The following is a 24,659-nucleotide window of genomic DNA, read 5'->3' as shown; positions in this document are numbered from 1 at the left end:
CGAAGCGGGCATTCTACCCGGAAACGTCCATGAAAAAAGTGCCGAAATTATCCTTGGGAGCTTCGCACTCCGCGCGGCTCCGGGCAATGCATGAGCGGACAACATTCGATCCGTGCGGGTGATATGGTGACGCGGGCGGGCAACTTCAAGGCCCGGCGGCGGCATCTGGCCAGGGCCGCATCTGTTACCATCCCTTTTCATTCACCCCCGGTTCTCCTCCATGGCATTCCGCCCCCTGCCCGCCCAGGCGATGACCAAGCTGCTGCGCGAAGCCAAGCCGCTGCAGTCGCTGTTCGCCGAGGCACAGCGCCTGTCGCGCCTGCAGGAACTGCTCGACGCCCAATTACAGCCCGCCGCCCGCCCTTACTGCCGCATCGCCTCATGGCGCGACGGCAGCCTGCTGCTGATCGTCACCGACGGCCACTGGGCCACCCGCCTGCGCTACCAACAGAACCGCCTGCTGCGCCAGCTCGCCGCTCACCAGGAGTTCACCGGCCTGGCCCGCATCCTGTTCAAGGTGCAGCCGCGCACCCAGGCGCAAGAGCCGGTGAATACCAACCAGTTGACCCAGTCCGCTTCGGCCACCTTGCAGGAAGCTGCCGAGGGCATCAGCAACCCGCAGCTCAAGGCCGCGCTGGAGCGCCTCGCCAGCCGTAGCCGCAAGCCGAAGGAATAAAAGGCTGGAAATAAAAAAAGGCCACCCGAGGGTGGCCTTTGAAGGCATTACTGAAGGAAGGAGGTTCCTTTATACGGCCGCGGCGGGTCGCATATAGGAGATCGGCGCGGTCTTGGCGTCGTCGAAGGTCACCACTTCCCAAGCGTCCTTGTCTGCGATGAGGGTCCGCAGCAGACGGTTGTTCAGGGCGTGACCGGACTTGTAGCCGATGAACTCGCCGATGAGACTGTTACCCAACAGGTACAGGTCTCCGATGGCGTCCAGGATCTTGTGCTTGACGAACTCGTCCTCATAACGAAGGCCATCTTCGTTGAGCACACGATACTCGTCGACCACGATGGCGTTCTCCACACTGCCACCGAGCGCCAGGTTCTGCGAACGCAGCATCTCGATGTCGCGCATGAACCCGAAGGTACGGGCGCGGCTGACTTCCTTGACGAAGGAAGTGCTGGAGAAGTCCACAACGGCCTTCTGGGTGCGACCACGGAAAACCGGGTGATCGAAGTCGATCTCGAAGCTCACCTTGAAGCCGTCGAAGGGAACGAAGGTGGCGCGCTTGTCGCCCTCTTCAACCGTCACTTCGCGCTTGATGCGGATGAACTTCTTCGCCGCTTCCTGCTCTTGCAGGCCGGCGGACTGGATCAGGAATACGAAGGGACCTGCGCTGCCGTCCATGATCGGCACTTCCGATGCGGACAGCTCGACATAGGCGTTGTCGATACCCAGGCCGGCCATGGCCGATAGCAGATGCTCCACGGTATCCACCTTGACGTCACCCTTGACCAGGGTGGTCGACATGGTGGTTTCACCCACGTTCGAGGCTCGAGCGGGGATTTCCACAACCGGGTCGAGATCGGCCCGGCAGAACACGATACCGGTATCGACTGGAGCCGGCTTCAGGGTCAGGTAAACCTTTTCCCCGGAGTGCAGGCCTACGCCGGTCGCCCGGATGATGTTCTTCAAGGTGCGTTGTCTGATCATGGCTTTGGCCGCTTTCGCGCAAGTTGCGAACTGTTTTCAACAATGGGCGGCGATGATAGCAGAACCGCCCTTTGCTGAACACCAATCACATTGATACTCCTGATAAATCGACTCAATCGGCCTGACGACGCAGGAAGGCCGGGATGTCCAGGTAGTCCAGATCGTCCTGCGGATTCAGCTTGGCCGCAGTGGCAGCGCCGCCGTGGGACTGGTTGCGCATGACGGTCGGACGGTCCAGGTCGCGGTAGTTCACCGACTGCTGCTCGCGCTGGACCGGAGCCTGGGAGCTGACGGACTGGGTCTGCACGGTGTTGTCGACGACCTTGACCGGCTTCTCCAGGCGCGCACCCAGACCGGTGGCGACCACGGTGACGTGCAGTTCGTCGCGCATGTCCGGATCGATCACGGTGCCCACCTTGACGGTGGCGTGCTCGGAAGCGAACTGCTCGATGATGTTGCCCACGTCGGAGTATTCGCCCAGGGACAGGTCCGGACCGGCGGTGATGTTCACCAGGATGCCGCGGGCGCCCTGCAGGTTAACGTCTTCGAGCAGCGGGTTGCGGATCGCCGCCTCGGTGGCCTCGCGGGCGCGGTTCGGGCCGCTGGCGCAGCCGGTGCCCATCATGGCCATGCCCATCTCGCTCATCACGGTCTTCACGTCGGCGAAGTCGACGTTGATCATGCCCGGACGCTTGATGATGTCGGAGATACCGCGAACGGCACCGGCCAGCACGTCGTCGGCCTTGGCGAAGGCGGCCAGCAGGCTGGCGTCCTTGCCCAGGATGGTCAGCAGCTTCTCGTTGGGGATGGTGATCAGCGAGTCGACGCTTTCAGCCAGCGAGCGGATGCCCTCGTCGGCGATCTGCATGCGCTTGCGGCCCTCGAACGGGAACGGACGGGTCACCACCGCAACGGTGAGGATGCCCATCTCCTTGGCCACTTCGGCGATGATCGGCGCAGCACCGGTACCGGTACCGCCACCCATGCCGGTGGTGATGAAGACCATGTCGGCGCCTTCGAGCACCTCGGCGATACGCTCGCGGTCCTCGATGGCGGCCTGACGGCCGACTTCCGGGTTGGCGCCGGCGCCCAGGCCCTTGGTCACGCCCGGGCCGAGCTGCAGCACGGTGCGCGCGGCGATGTTCTTCAGCGCCTGCGCATCGGTGTTGGCGCAAATGAATTCGACGCCATCAACGTTGTTCTTGGCCATGTGGTTCACGGCGTTGCCGCCGCCGCCACCTACGCCAATGACTTTGATGACTGCTGTAGTTGGGACGTTATCTACCAGTTCAAACATTTCCCCTCTCCTTCCTTTCTAGTTGTGTCGCCTACGTTTACCGCGGTGGTAAATCAGAAATTGCCCTGGACCCAGCGTTTGAGCCGTTCCAGTACCGGTGTCTTGGGTTCGTCACTGCTGAAGCTGCCGCCGGACATGGAGATGCCGTCGGACTGCTTCTGCAGCCCGTACATGAGCAGCCCCACGCCCGTGGAGTAGATTGGATTGCGCACGACGTCGGTCAGTCCCTTGACGCTGTGCGGTACGCCCAGGCGCACCGGCATGTGAAAGATCTCTTCGGCCAGCTCGACCGCGCCTTCCATCTTGGAAGTGCCGCCGGTCAGGACGATCCCTGCCGGGATCAGGTCCTCGTAGCCACTGCGACGCAGCTCGGCCTGCACCAGCGTGAAGAGCTCGTCGTAACGCGGCTCGACAACTTCGGCAAGCGCCTGGCGCGACAGTTCCCGTGGCGGCCGGTCGCCGACGCTGGGCACCTTGATGGTTTCGCCCGCACCGGCCAGCTTGGCTAGCGCGCAAGCATATCGAATCTTGATCTCTTCGGCATATTGCGTCGGGGTGCGCAGCGCCATGGCGATGTCGTTGGTGACCTGATCGCCGGCGATCGGGATCACCGCGGTATGGCGGATGGCGCCTTCGGTGAAGATGGCGATGTCGGTGGTGCCGCCGCCGATGTCCACCAGGCACACGCCCAGTTCCTTCTCGTCCTCGGTGATCACCGAGTAGGCCGAAGCCAGCTGCTCGAGGATGATGTCGTCGACTTCCAGGCCGCAGCGGCGCACGCACTTCTCGATGTTCTGCGCGGCGTTCACCGCGCAGGTCACCACGTGCACCTTGGCTTCCAGGCGTACGCCGGACATGCCCAGCGGCTCGCGCACGCCTTCCTGGTTGTCGATCACGTAGTCCTGCGCCAGGGTGTGCAGCACACGCTGGTCGGCCGGGATGGCCACGGCCTGGGCCGCGTCCAGCACGCGCTCGATGTCCGCGCCGCTGACTTCGCGGTCACGGATCGCCACGATGCCGTGGGAATTCAGGCTGCGGATATGGTTGCCGGCGATGCCGACGAAGGCCGAGTGGATACGGCAGCCCGCCATCTGCTGGGCCTCGTCGATGGCACGCTGGATCGACTGGACGGTGGACTCGATGTTCACCACCACGCCCTTCTTCAGGCCGCGCGACGGGTGCGTCCCGATGCCGACGATTTCCAGCTTGCCATCGGCCGCCACCTCGCCCACCAGCGCCACCACCTTGGAGGTGCCGATGTCCAGGCCGACGACCATTTTGCCGCTCTGCACGCTTGCCATGTTTATCGAAGTCTCCTCAACTCACTGCACGGCGGCGGTCTGTGCCACCGTCGTTTCCGGCACCGGATCACGCCACGCCACGGCCAGGCCGTTGGGGTAGCGCATGTCGATGCGGGCAATTTTCGAAATCTGATCTTTCAGCGCCTTGTCGTAGATGGTCACGAACCGGCGAATCTGTTCTACCGCGTGATCGCGGCCCAGCATGATCTCCACGCCCTGCGCGGTGCCCAGGGTCCAGGCGCCGCGCGAACTCATGTCCAGGCTGGAAATGGTGAAGCCCAGCGGACGGAGCATCTGGCTGAGAATCTGGTACTGCTGCATTACCTGTTGCTGCGCACGCTGCGGGCCGGACAGGCGCGGCAGGTGCTCGTAGTTGGCCACTTCGCGCGGGGCGAAGGCCTGGCCCTGGTTGTTCAGCAGCGCCTCGTCGCCCCAGCGGGCGATCGGCAGTTGCTCGTCCAGGCGCACCACCACCTGGTCGGGCCACACGCGACGGACTTCGGCGTGGGCGATCCAGGGCATCTGCTCCAGCTCCTGGCGCATGCCGGCCAGGTCGATGGTGAAGAAGCTGGCCGAGACGTAGGGGCTGATCCGCTGCTGCACCGCCTGCTGGCTGATGTAGCTCAGATCGCCTTCCACGCTGACCTTGGCGATCGGCCGGTCGGCATAGGGCAACACGTACTGCGCCCCTTGATAGGCGCCGACGCCGAGCACACCCAGCACCAGCGGCCACAGCAGCACCTTGAGGAAGCCGAAGCTCGGCCTGGGCATGCGCGCGCTCAAAGGCTCCTTGGCCACCAGGCGGCTGGCGCCGCGCGGCACCGGCTTGCGCGCGGGTACGCGGCCGATTCCGGGTTGCTGGTGACGAAGATGCGCGCCGTTCATCACTTACCCCCTTGCCTCGACGCTGTCGGCGAGGATGGCCAGCACCAGTTGCTGGAAATCCAGGCCGGCCGCGCGCGCGGCCATGGGCACCAGGCTGTGGTCGGTCATGCCCGGTGCGGTGTTCACTTCCAGCAGCCAGAAGCGCCCCTGGGCGTCCTGCATCACGTCGGCCCGGCCCCAGCCCTGGATGCCGAGGGCATCGCAGGCGCGCGCGGTCAGGTCCTTGAGTTCCTTTTCCTTGGCGGCGTCGAGGCCGCAGGGAATCTGGTACTGGGTATCGCTGGCGAGGTACTTGGCGTCGTAGTCGTAGAAGGTGTGCGGGGTGCCCAGGCGAATGGGCGGCAGCACCTGGCCACGCAGGACCGCGATGGTGAACTCGGGCCCGCTGATCCACTGCTCGACGAGCACCTGCGGGTCGTACTGGGCGGCGCTCTGCCAGGCGGCGATGAGTTCATCCACCCCGTTCACCTTGGCCATGCCGATGCTGGAACCTTCATGGGCCGGTTTGACGATCAGCGGGAAGCCCAGTTCCGCAGCGGCGGCACGGCAATCGGCCTCGCTGCTGAGCACGGCGTAGTTCGGCGTCGGCAGGCCCAGGCTCAGCCACACGCGCTTGGTGCGCAGCTTGTCCATGGCCAGCGCGGAGGCCAGCACGCCGCTGCCGGTGTAGGGAATGCCGGCGACTTCCAGCAGGCCCTGCATGCTGCCGTCTTCGCCGCCACGGCCGTGGAGGATGATGAAGGCGCGGTCGATCTTCTCGCTGATCAGCCGCTGCAGCAGGTCATCGCCCACGTCGATGCCGAAGGCATCCACGCCGGCGCCCTGCAGCGCCTGCAGGACCATTCCGCCGGATTTCAGCGACACCTCGCGCTCGGCGCTCTTGCCGCCGTAGAGCACGGCGACGCGACCGAAGGCGCGGGGATCGAGCCGGGATTTGAGCGCGTCAGTCATTGCGGCTTCCTCTGGGTGTCCGCCTTGGCGGCGGCACCGAACATCGGGTTCTTGATCAGTTGCGGCGCCAGTCCGCCGATATCGCCGGCGCCCTGGCAGAGCAGGATGTCGCCGGGGCGCAGCAGCGGCTGCAGCAGCGCGGCGAGATCGCCGCCGCGCTCCAGGTAGATCGGGTCGAGCTGGCCACGCTGGCGGATGCTGTGGCACAGGTGGCGGCTGTCCGCGCCGGGAATCGGCTCCTCGCCGGCCGGGTAGACCTCCATCAGCATCAGCACGTTGGCCTCGCCCAGCACCTGCACGAAGTCGTCGTACAGGTCGCGGGTGCGGGTGTAGCGGTGCGGCTGGTAGACCATCACCAGGCGGCGCTCCGGCCAGCCGCCGCGCACGGCCTTGATCACCGCCGCGACTTCACGCGGGTGGTGGCCGTAGTCGTCGACCAGCATCACGCTGCCGCCTTCCACCTGCAGGTCGCCATAGACCTGGAAGCGTCGGCCCACGCCCTGGAAGCCGGACAGGCCCTGGACGATGGCTTCGTCGGAGATGCCTTCGTCGGTGGCGATGACGATGGTCGCCAGGGAATTCAGCACGTTGTGCAGGCCGGGCATGTTCACCGAGACGTCCAGCGGTTCGCACTCGGGGCGCAGCACGGTGAAGTGGGTGCGCATGCCTTCCTGGCGGATGTTGATGGCGCGGACGTCGGCGTCCTCGCTCAGGCCGTAGGTCACGGTCGGACGGGCGATCTGCGGGAGGATCTCGCGAACTACCGGGTCGTCCACGCAGACCACGGCCAGGCCGTAGAACGGCAGGTTGTGCAGGAAGTCGACGAAGGTACGCTTGAGCTTGTTGAAGTCGCCGCCGTAGGTGCTCATGTGGTCGGCGTCGATGTTGGTGACCACCGAGACCATCGGCTGCAGGTGCAGGAAGCTGGCGTCGCTCTCGTCGGCCTCGGCCACCAGGTAGCGGCTGGTGCCCAGCTGCGCGTTGGTGCCGGCGGCGTTCAGGCGGCCGCCGATGACGAAGGTCGGGTCCAGGCCGCCGGCGGCGAATACCGAGGCGATCAGGCTGGTGGTGGTGGTCTTGCCGTGGGTGCCGGCAACGGCGATGCCGTGGCGGTAGCGCATCAGCTCGGCGAGCATCTCGGCACGCGGCACCACCGGCACGCGGCGATCCAGCGCGGCAGCGACTTCCGGGTTGGCCTTGTTCACCGCGCTGGAAACCACCAGCACGTCGGCGCCATCGGCGTTTTCCGCACGGTGGCCGATGAAGATCCGCGCGCCGAAGCTCTCCAGGCGCTCGGTCACCGGCGAGGCCTTGAGGTCGGAACCGGAGACTTCGTAGCCGAGGTTCAGCAGCACTTCCGCGATGCCGCACATGCCCACGCCGCCGATGCCGACGAAGTGGATACGGCGGATGCGCCGCATGGTCCGGGTAACGCCGGTGGGCTCTTTAACCACGGGCCACCTCCAGGCAGGCATCGACCACCGTGCGGGTAGCCTCGGGCTTGGCCAGGCTGCGGGCGCGAGCGGCCATGCGGGTCAGGGAATCGGGATGCATCAATACCTCGGACAACTGCGCGGCCAGATCGGCGGCGCTGGTAGATTTCTGCGGCAGCAGGTGGGCGGCGCCCTCCCGCACCAGGAATTCGGCGTTCTTGGTCTGGTGGTCGTCGATCGCGTGGGGCAGCGGCACCAGGAAGGACGGCAGGCCGGCGGCGGTCAGCTCGCTGACGGTCAGCGCGCCGGCGCGGCAGATCACCAGATCGGCCCAGGCGTAGGCGGCGGCCATGTCGGCGATGAACGGAGCGACGTCGGCTTCGACCCCGGCGGTGCGATAACGCTCCGCGGTGACCTGGTCGTGCTGACGACCGGCCTGATGGCGAATCGCCGGACGCTGCTCGGCGGGAATCTGCGCCAGCGCTTCGGGGATCAGCTTGTTCAACGGCTCGGCGCCCAGGCTGCCGCCCAGCACCAGCAGGTTGACCCGGCGGCCCGCCAGCGGCGCGCGGGCATCCTCGCCCAGGAACAGCTCGGCGCGCACCGGGTTGCCGGTGGTCAGGCGCTTGGCGCTGGCGTCGAAGGTGTCCGGGAAGGCTTCGCAGATGCGCCCGGCCAGCGGCGCGAGGCTGCGGTTGGCGGTGCCGGCGACGGCGTTCTGCTCGTGGATCACCAGCGGCACGCCGGACAGCCGGGCAGCCAGGCCGCCCGGGCCGGTGACGTAGCCGCCCAGGCCGAGCACGCAGACCGGCTTGAGCCGGCGAACCACGCCAACGGCCTGGAACAGCGACTTGAGCAGATCGAACGGCGCGCGCAGCAGCGACTTCAGGCCCTTGCCGCGCAGGCCGCTGACGTTGATCAGGTGCAGCGGCAGGCCGGCCTTGGGTACCAGGTCGTTCTCGATGCCGCGCGGAGTGCCGAGCCAGTGCACGCTGTAGCCGCGCGCCTGGAACTCGCGGGCGCAGGCCAGCGCCGGGAACACGTGTCCGCCGGTACCGCCGGCCATGATCAGGACGTTACCTTTCATCGGCAAAGTCCTCTTCGGTGAATTCATATTCCTCGCTGCCCATCACGGTGCGACGTTCCCATTCGATGCGCAGCAGCATCCCCAGGCAGGCGCAGCAGATCACCAGCGAGCTGCCGCCGTAGCTGAGGAACGGCAGGGTCAGGCCCTTGGTCGGCAGCAGGCCGACGTTCACCCCGACGTTGATCAGGAACTGGCCGATCCACAGGAAGGCCAGGCCATAGGCCACGTAGGCGGAGAAATACTGCTTGGCCTGCTCGGCCCAGATGCCGATGTACAGCGCGCGCAGGGTGACGAAGACGAACAGGCCGACGGTGGCCATGGCGCCGACGATGCCCAGTTCCTCGGCGAGCACGGCGAACACGAAGTCGGTGTGCGCCTCGGGCAGGTAGAACTGCTTCTGGATGCTGTTGCCCAGGCCCATGCCGGTCCAGCCGCCGCGGCCGAAGGCGATCAGCGCCTGGCTGAGCTGGTAGCCGGCGCCGAACTGATCGGCCCAGGGATCGGTGAAGTTGGTCAGGCGCGCCATCCGGTAGGGTTGCGTCTGGATCAGCAGCACCACCGCGCCCACCGCCAGCGCGACCATCAGGCCGAAGCGGAACAGCCCCACGCCACCGAGGAACAGCATGGCGGCGGCGGCGCCCATCATCACCACGGTGGCGCCGAAGTCCGGCTCGCGCAGCAGCAGGCCGGCCATCGGCAGCAGCACCACGAAGGGCTTGAAGAAACCGATCCAGCTTTCGCGCACCTCTTCCTGGCGGCGCACCAGATAGCCGGCCATGAAGATCACCACGAAGACCTTGGCGATCTCCGAGGGCTGGATGTTGAACAGGCCGAAGCCGATCCAGCGCATCGAGCCGTTCACCTCGCGGCCGATGCCGGGGGTCACCACCAGCACCAGCAGCCCGAAGGCGATGACCAGCAGCTTCCAGCCCCAGCGTTGCCAGGTTTCCATCGGCACCATCATGGTCAGGCCGCAGGCGACGAAACCGATGGCCAGATAGATCAGGTGGCGGACCGAGAAATACAACGGGTTGCCGGACTGCGCCGCCGCCACCTCGGAGGACGCCGAGGTGACCATCACCAGACCGAGGCCGAGCAGCGCCAGGCAACCCGCCAGCAGCGGGAAGTCCAGATCGATGCCGTGGCGGCTGATCAGCGGGGACGGATAGGGGCGCAGGAAGGAGAACATCAGGCGAGCTCCTCCACGGCCTTGGCGAACAGGCGTCCGCGCTCTTCGTAGTTCTTGAACATGTCCAGGCTCGCGCAGGCCGGCGACAGCAGCACGGCGTCACCCGGCAGGGCCAGCTCGGCGGCGTGCTCGACGGCTTCGTCGAGGGTGTTCACGCGGACCTTGGGCACGGCATTGCCGATGGCCGCGCCGACCAGTTCGGCATCGCGGCCCAGCAGCACCACCGCACGGCAATGCTGCGCCACGGGAGTGCGCAGGTCATGGAAGTCGGCGCCCTTGCCGTCGCCACCGGCGATCAGCACCAGCTTGCCGTCGATGTCGGCACCCAGGCCCTCGATGGCCGCCAGGGCGGCGCCGACGTTGGTGGCCTTGGAGTCGTCGTAGTAGTTCACGCCGTTGCGCTCGCGCACCCACTGGCAACGGTGGTCCAGGCCGGCGAACTCGCGCAGGGTCTGCAGCATGGGCTCGAACGGCAGGCCGATGGCGTGGCCGAGCGCCAGCGCGGCCAGGGCGTTGGACTGGTTGTGGGCGCCACGGATCTTCAGCTCGCGGGCCGGCATCAGCTTGTCGAACTGGAAGGCCAGCCACTTCTCACCGTCTTCTTCGATCAGGCCGAAGGCCTTGAAGTCCGGCTTGTCGGTGCCGAAGGTCCAGCACGGCACGCTGTCGGCGATCAGCGGGCGGCTCAGCGCGTCGGCGCGGTTCAGCACGACCTGCCTGGCGCCGCGGAAGATGCGGTGCTTGGCCAGGTGGTAGTCGGCCATGCCGTCGTAGCGGTCCATGTGGTCTTCGCTGACGTTCAGGCAGGTGGCGACCTCGGCGCCCAGGCGCTCGCAGGTTTCCAGCTGGAAGCTGGACAGCTCCACCACGTACAGCTCGACGTCGTCGGCCAGCAGGTCCAGCGCCGGGGTGCCGAGGTTGCCGCCGACGGCGACGCGCTTGCCGGCCGCCCTGGCCATCTCGCCGACCAGGGTGGTGACGGTGCTCTTGGCGTTGGAACCGGTGATGGCGACGATCGGCGCCTTGGCATTGCGGGCGAACAGGTCGACGTCACCGGACATGCGCACGCCACGGGCGGCGGCTTCCACCAGCGCCGGGACGCGCAGCGACAGGCCCGGGCTGACGTAGAGTTCCTGCGCGCGGCAGAGGAAATCGGCATCGAGCTCGCCGCAGCGCACCTCGACCTGCGGATACTGCTCGCGCAGGGTCGCCAGTTCCGGCGGATTCGCCCGCGTATCGGCCACGGCGAACGGCACGCCCCGGCGCGCCAGGTAGCGCACCAGGGACATGCCGCTCTTGCCGAGGCCGACAACGATGCGGAATTGGTCGGAAGCGATCAGGCTCATGCTCGATCAGTCCTCAACGCAGTTTCAACGTGGCCAGGCCGATCAGCACGAGAATCACCGTGATGATCCAGAAACGCACGATCACGCGCGGCTCCGGCCAGCCCTTGAGTTCGAAGTGGTGGTGGATCGGCGCCATGCGGAACACCCGCTTGCCGGTCAGCTTGAAGGAGGCGACCTGGATCACCACCGACAGGGTTTCCATGACGAACACGCCGCCCATGATGAACAGCACGATCTCCTGGCGGACGATCACCGCGATGGTGCCCAGCGCGGCGCCGAGGGCCAGCGCGCCGACGTCGCCCATGAAGACCTGCGCCGGGTAGGTGTTGAACCAGAGGAAGCCCAGGCCCGCGCCGACGATGGCGGCGCAGAAGATGATCAGCTCGCCCGCCCCGGAAACGCTGGGGATCAGCAGGTATTCGGCGAATTTGATGTTGCCCGACAGGTAGCAGAAGATGCCCAGCGCGCCGGCGACCATCACGGTGGGCATGATGGCCAGGCCGTCGAGGCCGTCGGTGAGGTTCACCGCGTTGCTGGAGCCGACGATCACGAAGTAGGTCAGCACCACGAAGAAGATGCCCAGCGGGATCTCGATGTTCTTCAGCAGCGGCACGATCAGGGTGGTCTCGATCGGGGTCTCGGCGGTCATATAGAGGAAGATTGCGGCGCCCAGGCCGAACACCGACTGCCAGAAATACTTCCAGCGGCTCGGCAGGCCGCGGGAGTTCTTCTCGATCACCTTGCGGTAGTCATCGACCCAGCCGATGGCGCCGAACAGCAGGGTCACGGCGAGCACGACCCAGACGTAGCGGTTCGACCAGTCGGCCCACAGCAGGGTGCTGATGGCGATGGCGGTGAGGATCAGCGCACCGCCCATGGTCGGGGTGCCCTTCTTCGACAGGTGCGACTGCGGCCCGTCGTTGCGCACGGCCTGGCCGATCTGGCGGATCTGCAGGGTGCGGATCATCCACGGGCCCAGCCACAGGGACAGGACGAGTGCGGTCAGCACGCTCAGGATGCCGCGCAGGGTCAGGTACTGGAAGACGCCGAAGCCCTTGTGGAACTGTTGCAGGTACTCGGCGAGCAGCAGCAGCATTTAGTGACTCTCCTCGGAGGAACCGCACAACGCCGCGACGACCTTGTCCATCGCCGCGCTGCGGGAACCCTTGATCAGAATGGTGGTTGTCGATGCTTCGTCGGCCAGGGCACGGATCAGGCTGGCCTGATCGGCGAAGTGCCGGCCCGCGGAACCGAACGCCTGCACGGCGTGGCTCATCAGCGGCCCGACGGCATAGAGCGCGGTGACCTTGCCAATGGCATAGGTCCCCACTTCGCGGTGGGAAGACTCCGCCCAGGCACCCAGCTCGCCCATGTCCCCGAGGACCAGGACGGTCCGGCCGGAAAAGCCGGCGAGTATATCAATCGCCGCGCAGATTGAGGCCGGGTTGGCGTTGTAGCTGTCGTCGATCACCCGCATGCCGTTCGTCGCCAGTTGGGCTACCGCGCGACCTTTGACCGGCTGCAGGCTCTGCAGGCCGGAAACGATCCCGACCAGCGGCACGTCGAGGGCATGGGCGGCGGCGGCGGCGGCCAGGGCGTTGGTCACGTTGTGCTCACCCAGCAGGTTCAGCTGGATGCGCGCCTCGCCCGCCGGGCCGCGCAGGGTGAAGCCGGGGCAACCACGGGCGTCACGCTGCACGTCGCCGGCGCGGAAGTCGGCGCGTTCGTCGCGCAGGCCGAAGCTTGCGACGCGGCGGTCGCCGGCACGGCTCTTCCAGGTGTCGAACGCCGGGTCGTCGCGGTTGAGGACGGCCACGCCATCGGCGGCCAGGCCTTCGAGGATCTCGCCCTTGGCCAGGACGATCTTGTCCTGCCCGCCGAACTCGCCCACGTGGGCGGTGCCGGCGTTGGTGATGATGGCGACGTGCGGGCGGGTCAGGCCGACGGTGTAGGCAATCTCGCCGATGCGCGAGGCGCCCAGCTCGATGACCGCGCTCTGCTGCTGCGGCGCCAGCTGCAGCAGGGTCAGCGGCGCGCCGAGGTCGTTGTTCAGGTTGCCGCGGGTAGCCAGGACGTCGCCCTGGGTGCGCAGGATGCTGGCGAGCATTTCCTTCACGGTGGTCTTGCCGCTGGAGCCGGTGACGGCGGCGACGCGGCCGGTAAAGGCATTGCGGTTCAGCGCACCCAGTTGCCCCAGCGCCACGCGGGTATCGCGCACCACCAACTGCGGCAGCGGCGCACCGGCGACTTCGCGCTCCACCAGGGCGGCAACCGCGCCCTTGGCGGCTACGTCGGCCAGGTAATCGTGGCCGTCGAAGCGCGGGCCGGTCAGGGCGATGAACAGCTGGCCCGGCACGATGGCGCGGCTGTCGGTGCTCACGCCGTCGAAGGTGGCGTCGGCGCCGACCACACGGCCGTTGAGCGCACCAGCGACGTCGTTGAGCGACAGGGGCTTAAGCACGTTTCACCTCCCAGGCAGCCAGCGCCTTGGCGGCTTGGTCAAGATCGGAGAACGGATGGCGAACGCCGTCGATCTCCTGGTAATCCTCATGTCCCTTGCCAGCCAGCAGCACCACATCGTCGGCGCCGGCGGAAGCGATCAGGCGGGCGATCGCCGCGCCACGGCCAGGAACGAACTCGACAGCCTCGGGGCTGGCGAAGCCGGCACGGATATCGGCGATGATCGCCTCGCTCTTCTCGGTGCGCGGGTTGTCGTCGGTGACCAGCACATGGTCGGCGTGCTGTTCGGCGATCCGCGCCATGATCGGGCGCTTGCCGCTGTCCCGGTCGCCACCGCAGCCGAACAGGCAGAGCAGACGGCCATGCACGTGCGGGCGCAGGGCCAGCAGGACTTTTTCCAGGGCATCCGGGGTGTGGGCGTAATCCACCACCACCAGTGGCTTCTCGCCGCCGCCCAGACGCTGCATGCGGCCAATCGGACCTTCCAGTTGCGGCAACACGGCCAGCACGTCGCCCAGCGGGTAATCCAGGCCGAGCAGCGCGCCGACCACGGCCAGCAGGTTGCTCAGGTTGAACTTGCCCAGCAGCGAGCTGCGCAGCAGGCCTTCGCCCTGCGGCGTGACGATCTGCGCCTGCACGCCGGCGTCGCTGAACGTGGCTTCGCGGCAATAGAGGTAGGCCGCCGGGTCGATCAGGCTGTAGCCCATCAGGCGGGATTCATGGGACTCGGCAGCGAGCAGGCGGCCGAAGTCGTCGTCCAGGTTGACCACCCGGCAACGCAGCCCCGGCCAGGCGAGCAGCCGGGCCTTGGCGGCGCCGTAGGCTTCCATCGAACCGTGGTAGTCGAGATGGTCGCGCGACAGGTTGGTGAACACCGCCACGTCGAAGCCCAGCGCGGCGACACGGCCCTGCTCCAGCCCGTGGGAGGACACCTCCATGGCCACCGCCTTGGCACCGGCCTGCTTCAGGCGCGCCAGGGTCGCCTGCACGGCGAGCGGATCGGGAGTGGTATGGCGGCCGCTTTCCAGCGCGCCGTAGAAACCGGTGCCGAGGGTGCCGACGATGCCGCAGCGCTCGCCCAGCAGGTCCAGCGCCTGGGCCAGCAGCTGGCTGACGCTGGTCTTGCCGTTGGTGCCGGTCACGCCGACCAGCTCCACGCCACGGCTGGGCTCGCCGTAGAAACGGCCGGCGATGGCGGACAGCTGGGCAGTCAGGCCCCTGATGGCAATCATCGGCACATCGCTGGGCGGCAGGTCGGCGGCGCCTTCGGCTTCATAGGCGACGGCCGCGGCACCCTGGCTCAGGGCGGCGGCGATATGCGCGCGACCATCCTGGCGGCCACCCGGCACGGCGAGGAACAGGTCGCCCGGCTTGACGGCACGGCTGTCCAGGGTCAGTTCGCGGATCAGTTCGCTGCTTTCGGCCTGCGGCAGCAGTTGATTGAGGCTCATCGGCATCAGCCACGCCCTCCTTTATCGGGCGCAGCATCGGCTTGCTGCTGCGGAGTCGCCGGCGGCAGATTGTCCGGCGGCACGTTCATCAGGCGCAGCGTGCCGGACATCACCTTGCTGAACACCGGCGCGGAGACCAGGCCACCGAAGTAGCCGGCCTTGCTGGGTTCATCGATGACCACTACGGCAACATAGCGCGGATTGCTCATCGGCGCGAAGCCGGCGAACAGGGAGCGGTAAGAGTTCTCGGCGTAACCTTTGGTGCCGACCTGGGCCTTGCGCGCGGTACCGGACTTGCCAGCCACGTGATAGCCCGGCACCTGAGCGCGGTACACGCCGTTGGGCGCTTCGATGACCTGCTGCAGCATGCCCTGCATGGTCTTGGCGACCGGCTCGGGGATGACCTGGGTGGCATCGGCCGGACGATCGGCGCGGACCATGGTCAGCGGTACGCTGCGGCCGTTGTTGGCCAGCGCCGCGTAGGCATGGGCCAACTGGATGGTGGTGACCGACAGGCCGTAACCGTAGGACAGTGTGGCGGTTTCCGCCTTGCGCCATTCCCGGTAGTTCGGCAGGTTGCCGACGCGCTCGCCGGGGAAGCCCAGGCCGGTGTCCTGGCCAAGGCCGACCTTCTGCATCAGGCTGTAAATGGCTTCGCCGCCGATATCGAAGGCGACCTTGCTCATGCCGACGTTGCTGGAGCGGATCAGGATGCCGGTCAGGTCCAGCACAGGGCCTTCGGTGCGGGACACGTCGCGAATGGTGTAGCGGCCGATCTGCAGGGTGCCGGGGTAGACCTCGACCTTGTCGGAGGGCTTCCAGCGGCCGGTTTCCAGCGCCGCGCTCATGGAGAACGGTTTCATGGTCGAACCCGGCTCGAACACGTCGATCATGGCGCGGTTGCGCATCATCGCCGGCTGCAGGTTGCGACGGTTGTTCGGGTTGTAGGTCGGCTGGTTGGCCATGGCCAGCACTTCGCCGGTCTTCACGTCGAGGATCACCAGGCTGCCGGCCTTGGCGCCGTTCTCCACCAGCGCGTTGCGCAGCTCGCGGTTGGCCAGGTACTGCAGGCGCAGGTCGATGGACAGCGCGAGGGTCTTGCCGGCCTTGGCGTTGCGGGTGACCTGCACGTCGCGGATCAGGTGGCCACGGCGGTCCTTGAGCACCTGGCGCTTGCCCGCCACACCGGCCAGCCAGCTGTCGAAGGCCAGTTCCACGCCCTCGCGGCCGCGATCATCGACGTCGGTGAAGCCCACCACCTGGGCGGCTACTTCACCGGCGGGATAGAAGCGACGGAACTCCTCGACCGAATACACGCCGGGAATCCGATGGGCCTTCACCTGGGCCATCACGGCCTCGCCCTGCTCCGGGGTCAGGCCACGGACGAGATAGATGAATTCCTTGTCGGCATTCTGCTCCAGGCGCTCGGCCAGGGAAGCCTGCGTCTGCCCCAGCGCATCGGCCAGGAAGCCCCACTTGTCGCGCTCGAGCACCAGTTCCTTGGGGTTGGCCCAGAGGGTGGCGACCGGCGTACTGACGGCCAGCGGCTCGCCATTGCGGTCGGTGATCAGGCCACGGTGCGCGGGAATGGAGATATGGCGCACGCTGCGCGCGTCGCCCTGGCCCTTGAGGAAGTCATGGTCGATCACGTGCAGGTCGACGATGCGCCAGGCGATGGCCGCCACCATCGCCATCAGCAGGGCGATGACGACGCGGAAGCGCCAGGGGTAGCGGGCTCCGGCGAGATTCTTCATGGCACCACCATGATGACTTCGGTCGGATCGGGCACACGCATCTTCAGCTGCTCGGTCGCCAGGGCTTCGATACGGCTGTGCGCGGTCCAGGTGCTCTGCTCCAGGATCAGCCGGCCGTACTCGGCCTGCGCCTTGTCGCGCACGTTGAGTTCGGAATACAGCGAGTTGAGCAACTGGCGGTTCCAGTACGCGCTGTAGGACACGGAGATCGCCGACAGCAGCACGCCGATGAACAGCAGCAGCATGAAGAAGCTGCCGGTCGGCAAACGCTTGGCGAAGAGGCGGCTCATCTGAGCTTCTCCGCAATGCGCATGACCGCGCTGCGTGAGCGCGGATTGGCCTTCAGCTCGGCCTCGGAGGCATAGACCGGCTTGCCGATCAGCTTCAGGCGCGGCTCGAAGACCTTGGCGCGGATCGGCAGGTCGCGCGGCAGGTTGTCCGCCTCGCCCTTGGCATGCTTGCGCATGAACTGCTTGACGATGCGGTCTTCCAGCGAGTGGAAGCTGATCACCACCAGGCGCCCGCCCACGGCCAGACCTTCCAGCGCGGCATCGAGGCCACGCTCGAGATCGCCCAGCTCGTTGTTGATGAAGATGCGCAGGCCCTGGAAGGCGCGGGTCGCCGGGTTCTTGCCCTTCTCCCAGGCCGGGTTGGCCTCGGTGATCACGGCAGCCAGGTCGGCGGTGCGCTCGAACGGTTTCTCCGCACGGCGCTGCACGATGGCGCGCGCCATGCGCTTGGCGAAGCGCTCTTCGCCGTAGTCCTTGAACACACGGGCGATCTCGTCCTCGGCGGCGCTGGCGATCCACTGCGCGGCGCTGACGCCCTGGTCCGGGTTCATCCGCATGTCCAGCGGGCCGTCATTGAGGAAGCTGAAACCGCGCTGCGGGTCGTCCAGCTGCGGCGAAGACACGCCCAGGTCCAGCAGCACGCCGTTCACGCCGCCCTGCAGGCCGCGCGCGGCGAACTCCTCGGCCATCTCGGCAAAGGACCTTTGCACAATGACGAAGCGGCCGTCTTCGGCCGCCAGTGCTTTTCCCGTTGCGATGGCTTGGGGGTCCTTGTCGAACCCGAGCAGTTGACCGCCCGGGCCGAGCCTCCCGAGCAAGGCCCGGCTGTGCCCTCCCCTGCCGAAGGTACCGTCCACATAGCGCCCGTCGTCGCGGGGGGCCAGCGCTTCGACAGCCTCCTCGAGCAGAACGGTGATGTGTTGGTAGGTGCTATTCACAGGCAGGCTCACAGAATAAGGTCGCGCAATTCGTCCGGCAGGCCGCCGGGTTCTTTGATGGCTGCGAGGTCGGCCTCGGCAACCGCATTCCACTTGTCTTCGTCCCAGAGCTGGAACTTGTTCAGCTGGCCGACCAGCATCGCCCGCTTGTCCAGGCCGGCGTATTCGCGAAGCCGCGGCGGCACCAGGAAACGTCCGGCGCCATCCAGCTCCAGGTCCACGGCGTTACCAATCAGCAAACGCTGCAGGCGCCGCGTTTCTTCACGCAGCGACGGCAGCTCGCGCAGCTTGGCTTCGATGAGTTCCCATTCGGGGAGGGGGTATACAGTCAGGCAGGTGTCGACGGCATCGATGGTGACGATGAGCTGGCCATTGCAACGCGAAACGAGCTCGTCACGATACCGGCTCGGCATCGCGAGGCGCCCTTTAGCGTCGAGACTGATGGCGTTGGCTCCGCGAAACACGTCAGCGCTTCCCCTGTGGTTGGCTATCCATGCCTGTTGATCCCACTTTTACCCACTTCATACCACTTCCGCACACTATAGAAATCCGCACTCCCCACCGTCAAGGCGAGCCAGAGGGGAAAAATCCTTACAGGACCGAGATTTAGCGTGCTTCTGGAGGGTTTCGCAGGGAAGTTTGACGCGCCAGGAAAGCGAAAAGCCCAGCGTTTTCAAAACGCTGGGCTTTCATACTTAAAGTGATTTCTTAACTTTGCGACTTCTTCCAATCAGCGACAAATGGTCGTGGTGGGAAGAAGTGGGGGAAAAGAGGAGAGAGTCGGTCTGTAAGCCGGGTTCTGTCGAGGACAGCCATTCCTCTGGGACATCCATCACTGAATGCCTCAAGCGACCTACCCGAATCCAACGCGGGCCGCGCCAATGGATTCCTATTTGGTCTTGCTCCGAGTGGGGTTTACCTAGCCACGCACTGTTGCCAGCCGTGCGGTGCGCTCTTACCGCACCTTTTCACCCTTACCGGCGCTGTTGCGCTTAGGCGGTTATTTTCTGTGGCACTTTCCGTAGGCTCGCGCCTCCCAGGCGTTACCTGGCACTCTGCCCTATGGAGCCCGGACTTTCCTCCACCACGTGATGGAACATCACGCAGCAGCGACTGTCCAACCAACTCTCCGTCCGCAAGATTAGCGGCTGGCGGCGCTCAGGACAAGCTCAGGCCTTGCCCTGGCGCTCCAGCGCGATCTGATAGAGCTGGTTCTTCCGCCCCCCGGTAATCTCCGCCGCCAGCGCTGCCGCGCGTTTCACCGGCAGTTCGGCCAGCAACAGATCGAGCACCCGCAGCGTTTGCGCATCCACGGCCTCATCGCCCTCCGGCGCCGGCTTGCCCGCCACCAGCAGCACGCACTCGCCCCGTTGCTGGTTGCTGTCGGCAGCGACGAACGCGCGCAACTCCCCCAGCGGCAGCCCCTTCAGCGTCTCGAAGGTCTTGGTCAGCTCCCGCGCGAGCACCGCCGGGCGCTCATTGCCGAAAATCGCCGCCATGTCCTCGACGCATTCCAGCAGGCGATGCGGCGCCTCATAGAAGATCAGCGTACGCGGCTCTTCCAGCAGCGCCTCCAGCCGGCCACGCCGCCCAGCCGCCTTGGCGGGCAGGAAGCCCTCGAAGACGAAGCGGTCCGATGGCAACCCGGCGGCGGACAACGCGGCGATCAACGCGCAGGCGCCCGGCACCGGAACCACCTGAACGCCCGCCGCGCGAGCCTGGCGCACCAGGTGATAGCCCGGATCGGAGATCAGCGGCGTGCCCGCATCGGAGATCAGCGCGACGTCCTCGCCGGCCTGCAGCTTCGCCAGGAAACGCCCGCCCTGCTCGCGCTCGTTGTGCTCGTGGCAGGCGGCCAGCGGCGTTTCGATGCCGAAATGCTGCAGCAGGCGGACGGAGTGACGGGTGTCTTCGGCGGCGATCAGCGAAACATCACGCAGCACCTTGAGCGCCCGGGCGCTGATGTCATCCAGATTGCCGATGGGGGTAGCCACCACATAGAGAGTGCCGAAGGTCACGCGGAAGAACCTCGCCAGGAGTGTCGGAAAAGACGCATTGTATCCCGTTTCCGTCAGCCGCCATCGCGCCACCTCCGCCGCTTCGGTACAATCGGCAGTTCTTTGAATGCGTCACGAGAAGCCCGATATGATCGCTCGCCTGCGTCCGCTTTCCGCTCTGTTCCTTGCCGGCATGCTCGCCGCCTGCGCCTCTTCCCCGTCGTCCAACCTCGGCGAACTGCCGCGCACCCCGGACGCCAGCATCGAACAGCTGCTACAGCAGGCCTCCACCGCCCAGCCCGATGAAGCCGCCGTGCTGCGTCTTTCCGCCGCCGACCTCGCGTACAAGCAGAAGGACTTCGGGCGCTCCTCGCAGATCCTCGAGCAAACGCCGATGGACAGCCTGAAACCGGCCCAGCAGGTCTTCGCCAGCACGCTCAAGGCCCAACTGGAAATGGCCCGCGACAAGCCCAAGGCCGCCCTGAAGGCGTTCGACAATCCGAACTTCCAGCGCCTGGGCGAAATGCCGGTGGAGCTGCAGGCCCGCGCCGGCCTGGTCAAGGCCCAGGCCCTGGCTGCCGACGGCCAGGCGCTGAGCGCCGCCCGCGAGCGCGTGTTCATCGACCCGCTGCTCAACGCCGAAGCCAGCAAGAGCAACCATGAAGCCATCTGGGGCCTGGTCTCCAGCCTGCCGGCCGAACAGCTGCAGGCCAGCGGCAACGAAGGCGATCTGAACGGCTGGCTGGAGCTGGCGCGCATCACCAAGACCTCGGCGACGCTGAAGGAACAGCAGTCCAAGATCGACAACTGGATCGCCCAGAACCCCGAGCACCCGGCCGCCAAGCAGCTGCCGGACGCCCTGACCAAGCTGAAGTCCCTGGCCGCCCAGCCGCTGAACACCATCGCCCTGCTGCTGCCGCAGCAAGGCCAGCTGGCGTCGGTCTCCCGCGCGCTGCAGGACGGTTTCCTGGCTGCGCACTACCAGGCCCAGCAAAGCGGCCAGGCACAACCGGCGATCAAGCTCTACGACAGCACCCAGGTTCGTTCGCTGGACGAGTTCTACCGCCAGGCCCAGGCCGACGGCGTCCAGCTGGTCGTAGGCCCGCTGGAGAAGAACCTGGTCAAGCAGCTGAGCAGCCAACCGCAGCTGCCGATCACCACCCTGGCGCTGAACTACAGCGACGGCAGCCAGGAAGGCCCGGCCCAGCTGTTCCAGTTCGGCCTGTCCGCCGAGGATGAAGCCCGCGAGGTCGCCAACCGCGCCTGGAACGATGGCATGCGCCGCGCCGTGGCCCTGGTGCCCCGCGGCGAATGGGGCGACCGCGTGCTGGCCTCCTTCAGCCGCAACTGGCAGGCCGCCGGCGGCACCCTGATCGCCGCCGAGCACGTCGACCAGCCGGTGGAGCTGGCCCGCCAGATCGCCGACCTGCTGCAACTGCGCCAGAGCGAAACCCGCGCCAAGCGCCTGCAGGGCGTGCTCGACAGCAATGTCGACACCCAGCCGTCGCGCCGCCAGGACATCGACTTCATCTTCCTCGCCGCCACCCCGCAGCAGGCCCGCCAGATCAAGCCGACCCTGGCGTTCCAGTACGCCGGCGACCTGCCGGTCTACTCCACCTCCAATCTCTACAGCGGGGTGAACAACCCGGCCCAGGACCAGGACCTGAACGGCATCCGCTTCTGCGAAACGCCGTGGCTGCTGGAGTCGAACAACCCGCTGCGCCAGCAGGTCGCCGCCCAGTGGCCGCAGGCCAACGGCAGCCTCGGCCGCCTCTACGCCATGGGCGCCGACGCCTACCAGCTGGCACCACGCCTGCCGGAGCTCAAGGCCGTGCCGAGCATGCAGCTGGATGGCCTGACCGGCACCCTGAGCATCAGCGCCAACCAGCGCGTCGAGCGCCGACTGCCCTGGGCGGAGTTCCGCAACGGCCAGGTCCAGCCGCTGGAGAACAGCGGTATTTGATCGGCAACAGCCCCTCCCAGAAGGCCGGGCGCGAGGCGGAAGCCAGCGCCCGCGCCCACCTCGAACAGCATGGACTGCGCCTTGTGGCGCAGAACTGGTCGTGCCGCCGCGGCGAGCTCGATCTGGTCATGCTGGACGGCGATACAGTAGTATTCGTCGAAGTTCGCTCCCGCCGGCACGATGCCTGGGGAGGAGCGCTGGAAAGCGTGGACTCGCGCAAACGCCAGCGCCTGGTCGCCACCGCCGAACACTTCCTGCAACAGAACACCTGCTGGAGCAGACACCCCTGCCGGTTCGACATCGTCGCCATCGACCATCGCGCCCCAGGCTCCGCAGGGCACTTGAACTGGATTCCCAACGCCTTTGACACCTGATCAGACGCCCGACGAAAGGTCACCCCTGATGGACATGCAATCCCGTATCCGCCAGCTCTTCCATGCCAGCATCGAGACCAAGCAGCAGGCCACCGAGGTGCTCATCCCGCATATCGAGCAGGCCAGCATGGTGATGGTCAATGCCCTGCTGAACGAGGGCAAGATTCTCTCCTGCGGCAACGGCGGCTCCGCCGGCGACGCCCAGCACTTCTCCTCCGAACTGCTGAACCGCTTCGAGCGCGAGCGTCCGAGCCTGCCGGCGGTCGCCCTGACCACCGACAGCTCCACCATCACCTCGATCGCCAACGACTACAGCTACAACGAAGTCTTCTCCAAGCAGATCCGCGCCCTGGGCCAGCCGGGCGACGTACTGCTGGCGATCTCCACCAGCGGCAACTCGGCGAACGTCATTCAGGCGATCCAGGCCGCACACGATCGCGAAATGGTTGTCGTAGCCCTGACCGGCCGCGACGGCGGCAACATGGCATCGCTGCTGCTGCCCGAAGACGTGGAAATCCGCGTCCCGGCCAAGGTCACCGCGCGCATCCAGGAAGTCCACCTGCTGGTCATCCATTGCCTGTGCGACCTTATCGACCGTCAACTGTTCGGGAGTGAAGAATGACCCGTACCCCTCTGATTGCGGCCATGCTGGCCGTGACCATGGCCCTGGGTGGCTGCACCAGTTTCGTCAGCGCCACCCGCGACAAGCCGATCGACGATGACAAGGGCACCCGCACCCTTGGCAGCAAGATCGACGACTCGCTGATCGAGACCAAGGTGGCGGTGAACATCGCCAAGGCCGATCCCGACCTCGACCGCAATTCCCACGTTGTGGTGATCAGCTACAACGGCGTGGTGCTGCTGGCCGGCCAGACCCCGCGCGCCGACCTGAAGAGCAAGGCCGAGCAGGCCGCCAGGGAAGTGCAGAAGGTCAAGACCGTGCACAACGAGCTGCAGATCCTGCAGCCCTCCTCCCTCGCCGCCCGCAGCAACGACACCTGGCTGACCACCAAGATCAAGAGCCAGATGCTGACTGACGCCAACGTTCCATCCACCCGCATCAAGGTCCTGACCGAGAATGGCATCGTCTACATGCTGGGTCTGGTGACCCATCGCGAAGGCGACCTGGCCACCCAGGTGGTACAGGGTGTGGATGGCGTGCAGAAGATCGTCCGACTGTTCGAGTACATCAACTGAACGACGAAACGCAGGCATGAAAAAGGCGACCCTCGGGTCGCCTTTTTTGTTACTTCACCACCTTGAGGCTGGGCCGGCCACTGGGGCGAGGCGGCTCGTCGGACGGGCCATCGTCCGGCAGATCCTCGTCGTCGGTCGGCACCGGCGGCTCCAGGTCGAAGACCATGCCCTGTCCGTTCTCCCGCGCGTAGACGGCCATCACGGCCTGGGACGGAATGTACAGGCTCTGGGCAACGCCACCGAAACGACCTTCGAAGCTGACCGCCTCGTTATCCATCTGCAGGTGGCGCACCGCGCTGGGCGAGACATTGAGCACGATCTGGCCATCGCTGGCATAGCCCGGCGGCACCCGCACGCCCGGATACTCGGAATTCACCAGGATATGCGGGGTGCAGCCGTTGTCGACGATCCACTCATAGAGGGCTCGCACGAGGTAGGGACGACTGGAGTTCATCATCGGGCTCCTTAGCGCATATCACGTTCGATAGAGGACAGGCTGGCACGGAAAGTTTCCCGCGCAAACTGCCGCTCCATGTAGTCCAGCAGCGGCTTGGCCTGGCGCGGCAACTCGATGCCCAGAACCGGCAGCCGCCAGAGGATCGGCAACAGGCAGCAGTCCACCAGACTCAATTCTTCACTGAGGAAGAACGGCTTGTCGGCGAACAGCGGCGATACACCCGTCAGGCTCTCACGCAATTCCTTTCTCGCCAAGGCACGCTCGGCGTCCTTCTGCCGCGAGTCGAGAATGCGATCGACCAGGGCGCACCAGTCGCGCTGGATACGGTGTATCAGCAGCCGGCTGTTGGCGCGGGCTACCGGGTAGACCGGGAGCAGCGGCGGGTGTGGATAACGTTCATCGAGGTATTCCATGACCACTGTCGACTCGTAGAGCGTGAGGTCACGATCCACCAGGGTCGGCAGGCTGCCATAGGGATTCACTTCCGCCAGCCTGGCCGGGATGTTGCCAGCCGGCACGTCGATGATATCGGCGACGACGCTCTTCTCGGCCAGCACCAGGCGCACGCGATGGCTGTAATGGCAGGAAGGGTCGGAGAAACAGGTGAGCTTATTGAATGCGGCCATGCCGCG

At 66.3% G+C, this 24,659-nt stretch carries 24 protein-coding genes and 1 other RNA gene; 5 read left to right on the top strand and 20 right to left on the bottom strand.

Going from position 1 to position 24,659, the window contains the following annotated elements:
- Nucleotides 1–220 precede the first annotated feature (220 nt).
- On the top strand, nt 221–676 hold the full coding sequence (locus AC3B6A_RS05475) for a DUF721 domain-containing protein (RefSeq protein WP_488401280.1): 456 nt from the start codon (nt 221–223) through the stop codon (nt 674–676).
- Nucleotides 677–745: 69 nt separating this feature from the next.
- On the opposite strand, the gene lpxC is transcribed toward AC3B6A_RS05475, so the two are convergent.
- The 18 genes from lpxC to rsmI form a co-directional block, all read right to left on the bottom strand.
- Nucleotides 746–1,657: a UDP-3-O-acyl-N-acetylglucosamine deacetylase gene (lpxC, locus tag AC3B6A_RS05470; RefSeq protein ID WP_488401279.1), complete on the bottom strand. Its 912-nt coding sequence runs from the start codon at nt 1,655–1,657 to the stop codon at nt 746–748.
- Between the two features lie 112 nt (nt 1,658–1,769).
- The gene (gene ftsZ / locus AC3B6A_RS05465; RefSeq protein ID WP_488401278.1) at nt 1,770–2,954 is read right to left on the bottom strand and encodes a cell division protein FtsZ; all 1,185 of its coding nucleotides are present in this window, start codon (nt 2,952–2,954) and stop codon (nt 1,770–1,772) included.
- A gap of 53 nt (nt 2,955–3,007) precedes the next feature.
- Nucleotides 3,008–4,255, bottom strand: coding sequence for a cell division protein FtsA (gene ftsA / locus AC3B6A_RS05460; protein WP_488401277.1), 1,248 nt, complete (start codon nt 4,253–4,255; stop codon nt 3,008–3,010).
- A gap of 21 nt (nt 4,256–4,276) precedes the next feature.
- Nucleotides 4,277–5,140, bottom strand: coding sequence for a cell division protein FtsQ/DivIB (locus tag AC3B6A_RS05455; RefSeq protein WP_488401276.1), 864 nt, complete (start codon nt 5,138–5,140; stop codon nt 4,277–4,279).
- Nucleotides 5,141–5,143: 3 nt separating this feature from the next.
- Nucleotides 5,144–6,091: a D-alanine--D-alanine ligase gene (locus AC3B6A_RS05450; protein WP_488401275.1), complete on the bottom strand. Its 948-nt coding sequence runs from the start codon at nt 6,089–6,091 to the stop codon at nt 5,144–5,146.
- A complete protein-coding gene (murC, locus tag AC3B6A_RS05445) occupies nt 6,088–7,545 on the bottom strand; it encodes a UDP-N-acetylmuramate--L-alanine ligase (protein ID WP_488401274.1) in 1,458 nt (485 codons plus the stop codon). Before murC ends, AC3B6A_RS05450 begins: the two co-directional genes overlap by 4 nt.
- Nucleotides 7,538–8,611 (bottom strand): undecaprenyldiphospho-muramoylpentapeptide beta-N-acetylglucosaminyltransferase, encoded by a 1,074-nt coding sequence (gene murG / locus AC3B6A_RS05440; RefSeq protein ID WP_488401273.1) that lies wholly within the window; start codon nt 8,609–8,611, stop codon nt 7,538–7,540. Before murG ends, murC begins: the two co-directional genes overlap by 8 nt.
- Complete coding sequence (gene ftsW / locus AC3B6A_RS05435; RefSeq protein WP_488401272.1) at nt 8,601–9,800, bottom strand: putative lipid II flippase FtsW; 1,200 nt, start codon at nt 9,798–9,800, stop codon at nt 8,601–8,603. Before ftsW ends, murG begins: the two co-directional genes overlap by 11 nt.
- Nucleotides 9,800–11,146: a UDP-N-acetylmuramoyl-L-alanine--D-glutamate ligase gene (murD, locus tag AC3B6A_RS05430; protein ID WP_488401271.1), complete on the bottom strand. Its 1,347-nt coding sequence runs from the start codon at nt 11,144–11,146 to the stop codon at nt 9,800–9,802. The genes ftsW and murD overlap by 1 nt, the downstream gene beginning before the upstream one ends.
- Nucleotides 11,147–11,159: 13 nt before the next feature.
- Nucleotides 11,160–12,242 carry a phospho-N-acetylmuramoyl-pentapeptide-transferase gene (mraY, locus tag AC3B6A_RS05425; RefSeq protein WP_488401270.1) on the bottom strand — a complete coding sequence of 361 codons (1,083 nt, stop codon included), beginning with the start codon at nt 12,240–12,242 and terminating at the stop codon, nt 11,160–11,162.
- Nucleotides 12,243–13,607: a UDP-N-acetylmuramoyl-tripeptide--D-alanyl-D-alanine ligase gene (locus AC3B6A_RS05420; protein ID WP_488401269.1), complete on the bottom strand. Its 1,365-nt coding sequence runs from the start codon at nt 13,605–13,607 to the stop codon at nt 12,243–12,245. It abuts the gene before it with no gap.
- A complete protein-coding gene (locus AC3B6A_RS05415; RefSeq protein ID WP_488401268.1) occupies nt 13,600–15,063 on the bottom strand; it encodes a UDP-N-acetylmuramoyl-L-alanyl-D-glutamate--2,6-diaminopimelate ligase in 1,464 nt (487 codons plus the stop codon). The genes AC3B6A_RS05420 and AC3B6A_RS05415 overlap by 8 nt, the downstream gene beginning before the upstream one ends.
- On the bottom strand, nt 15,063–16,811 hold the full coding sequence (locus AC3B6A_RS05410) for a peptidoglycan D,D-transpeptidase FtsI family protein (protein WP_488401267.1): 1,749 nt from the start codon (nt 16,809–16,811) through the stop codon (nt 15,063–15,065). The genes AC3B6A_RS05415 and AC3B6A_RS05410 overlap by 1 nt, the downstream gene beginning before the upstream one ends.
- The gene (ftsL, locus tag AC3B6A_RS05405; RefSeq protein WP_488401266.1) at nt 16,808–17,101 is read right to left on the bottom strand and encodes a cell division protein FtsL; all 294 of its coding nucleotides are present in this window, start codon (nt 17,099–17,101) and stop codon (nt 16,808–16,810) included. The genes AC3B6A_RS05410 and ftsL overlap by 4 nt, the downstream gene beginning before the upstream one ends.
- On the bottom strand, nt 17,098–18,039 hold the full coding sequence (rsmH, locus tag AC3B6A_RS05400; RefSeq protein ID WP_488401265.1) for a 16S rRNA (cytosine(1402)-N(4))-methyltransferase RsmH: 942 nt from the start codon (nt 18,037–18,039) through the stop codon (nt 17,098–17,100). The genes ftsL and rsmH overlap by 4 nt, the downstream gene beginning before the upstream one ends.
- A gap of 8 nt (nt 18,040–18,047) precedes the next feature.
- Complete coding sequence (mraZ, locus tag AC3B6A_RS05395; RefSeq protein ID WP_371233446.1) at nt 18,048–18,503, bottom strand: division/cell wall cluster transcriptional repressor MraZ; 456 nt, start codon at nt 18,501–18,503, stop codon at nt 18,048–18,050.
- 308 nt (nt 18,504–18,811) lie between these two features.
- Nucleotides 18,812–19,168, bottom strand: an RNA gene (rnpB, locus tag AC3B6A_RS05390) — RNase P RNA component class A.
- Nucleotides 19,169–19,208: 40 nt separating this feature from the next.
- Entirely contained in the window at nt 19,209–20,057 is an 849-nt protein-coding gene (gene rsmI, locus AC3B6A_RS05385) for a 16S rRNA (cytidine(1402)-2'-O)-methyltransferase (protein ID WP_488401264.1), read from the bottom strand.
- A gap of 127 nt (nt 20,058–20,184) precedes the next feature.
- Between rsmI and AC3B6A_RS05380 the strand changes: the two genes are divergently transcribed.
- From AC3B6A_RS05380 to AC3B6A_RS05365, 4 genes are read left to right on the top strand one after another with little or no spacing between them, the layout of a single operon-like run.
- Nucleotides 20,185–21,999, top strand: a complete 1,815-nt coding sequence (locus AC3B6A_RS05380) for a penicillin-binding protein activator (protein WP_488401263.1) — start codon at nt 20,185–20,187, stop codon at nt 21,997–21,999.
- Nucleotides 21,999–22,373, top strand: coding sequence for a YraN family protein (locus AC3B6A_RS05375; protein ID WP_488403521.1), 375 nt, complete (start codon nt 21,999–22,001; stop codon nt 22,371–22,373). The genes AC3B6A_RS05380 and AC3B6A_RS05375 overlap by 1 nt, the downstream gene beginning before the upstream one ends.
- 28 nt (nt 22,374–22,401) lie before the next feature.
- Entirely contained in the window at nt 22,402–22,995 is a 594-nt protein-coding gene (locus AC3B6A_RS05370) for a phosphoheptose isomerase (protein ID WP_017518113.1), read from the top strand.
- On the top strand, nt 22,992–23,570 hold the full coding sequence (locus tag AC3B6A_RS05365) for a BON domain-containing protein (RefSeq protein WP_488401262.1): 579 nt from the start codon (nt 22,992–22,994) through the stop codon (nt 23,568–23,570). Before AC3B6A_RS05370 ends, AC3B6A_RS05365 begins: the two co-directional genes overlap by 4 nt.
- Before the next feature lie 49 nt (nt 23,571–23,619).
- Here AC3B6A_RS05365 and AC3B6A_RS05360 read toward each other — a convergent pair whose 3' ends face one another.
- Together AC3B6A_RS05360 and AC3B6A_RS05355 are read right to left on the bottom strand one after the other, a co-directional pair.
- Nucleotides 23,620–24,024, bottom strand: a complete 405-nt coding sequence (locus AC3B6A_RS05360) for a ClpXP protease specificity-enhancing factor (protein WP_488401261.1) — start codon at nt 24,022–24,024, stop codon at nt 23,620–23,622.
- A gap of 11 nt (nt 24,025–24,035) precedes the next feature.
- Nucleotides 24,036–24,653: a glutathione S-transferase N-terminal domain-containing protein gene (locus tag AC3B6A_RS05355; RefSeq protein ID WP_488401260.1), complete on the bottom strand. Its 618-nt coding sequence runs from the start codon at nt 24,651–24,653 to the stop codon at nt 24,036–24,038.
- Nucleotides 24,654–24,659: the final 6 nt, after the last annotated feature.

The sequence above is a fragment of the Pseudomonas sp. B12(2026) genome (assembly GCF_057767015.1).
This window is presented reverse-complemented; position numbering and strand designations above follow the sequence as displayed.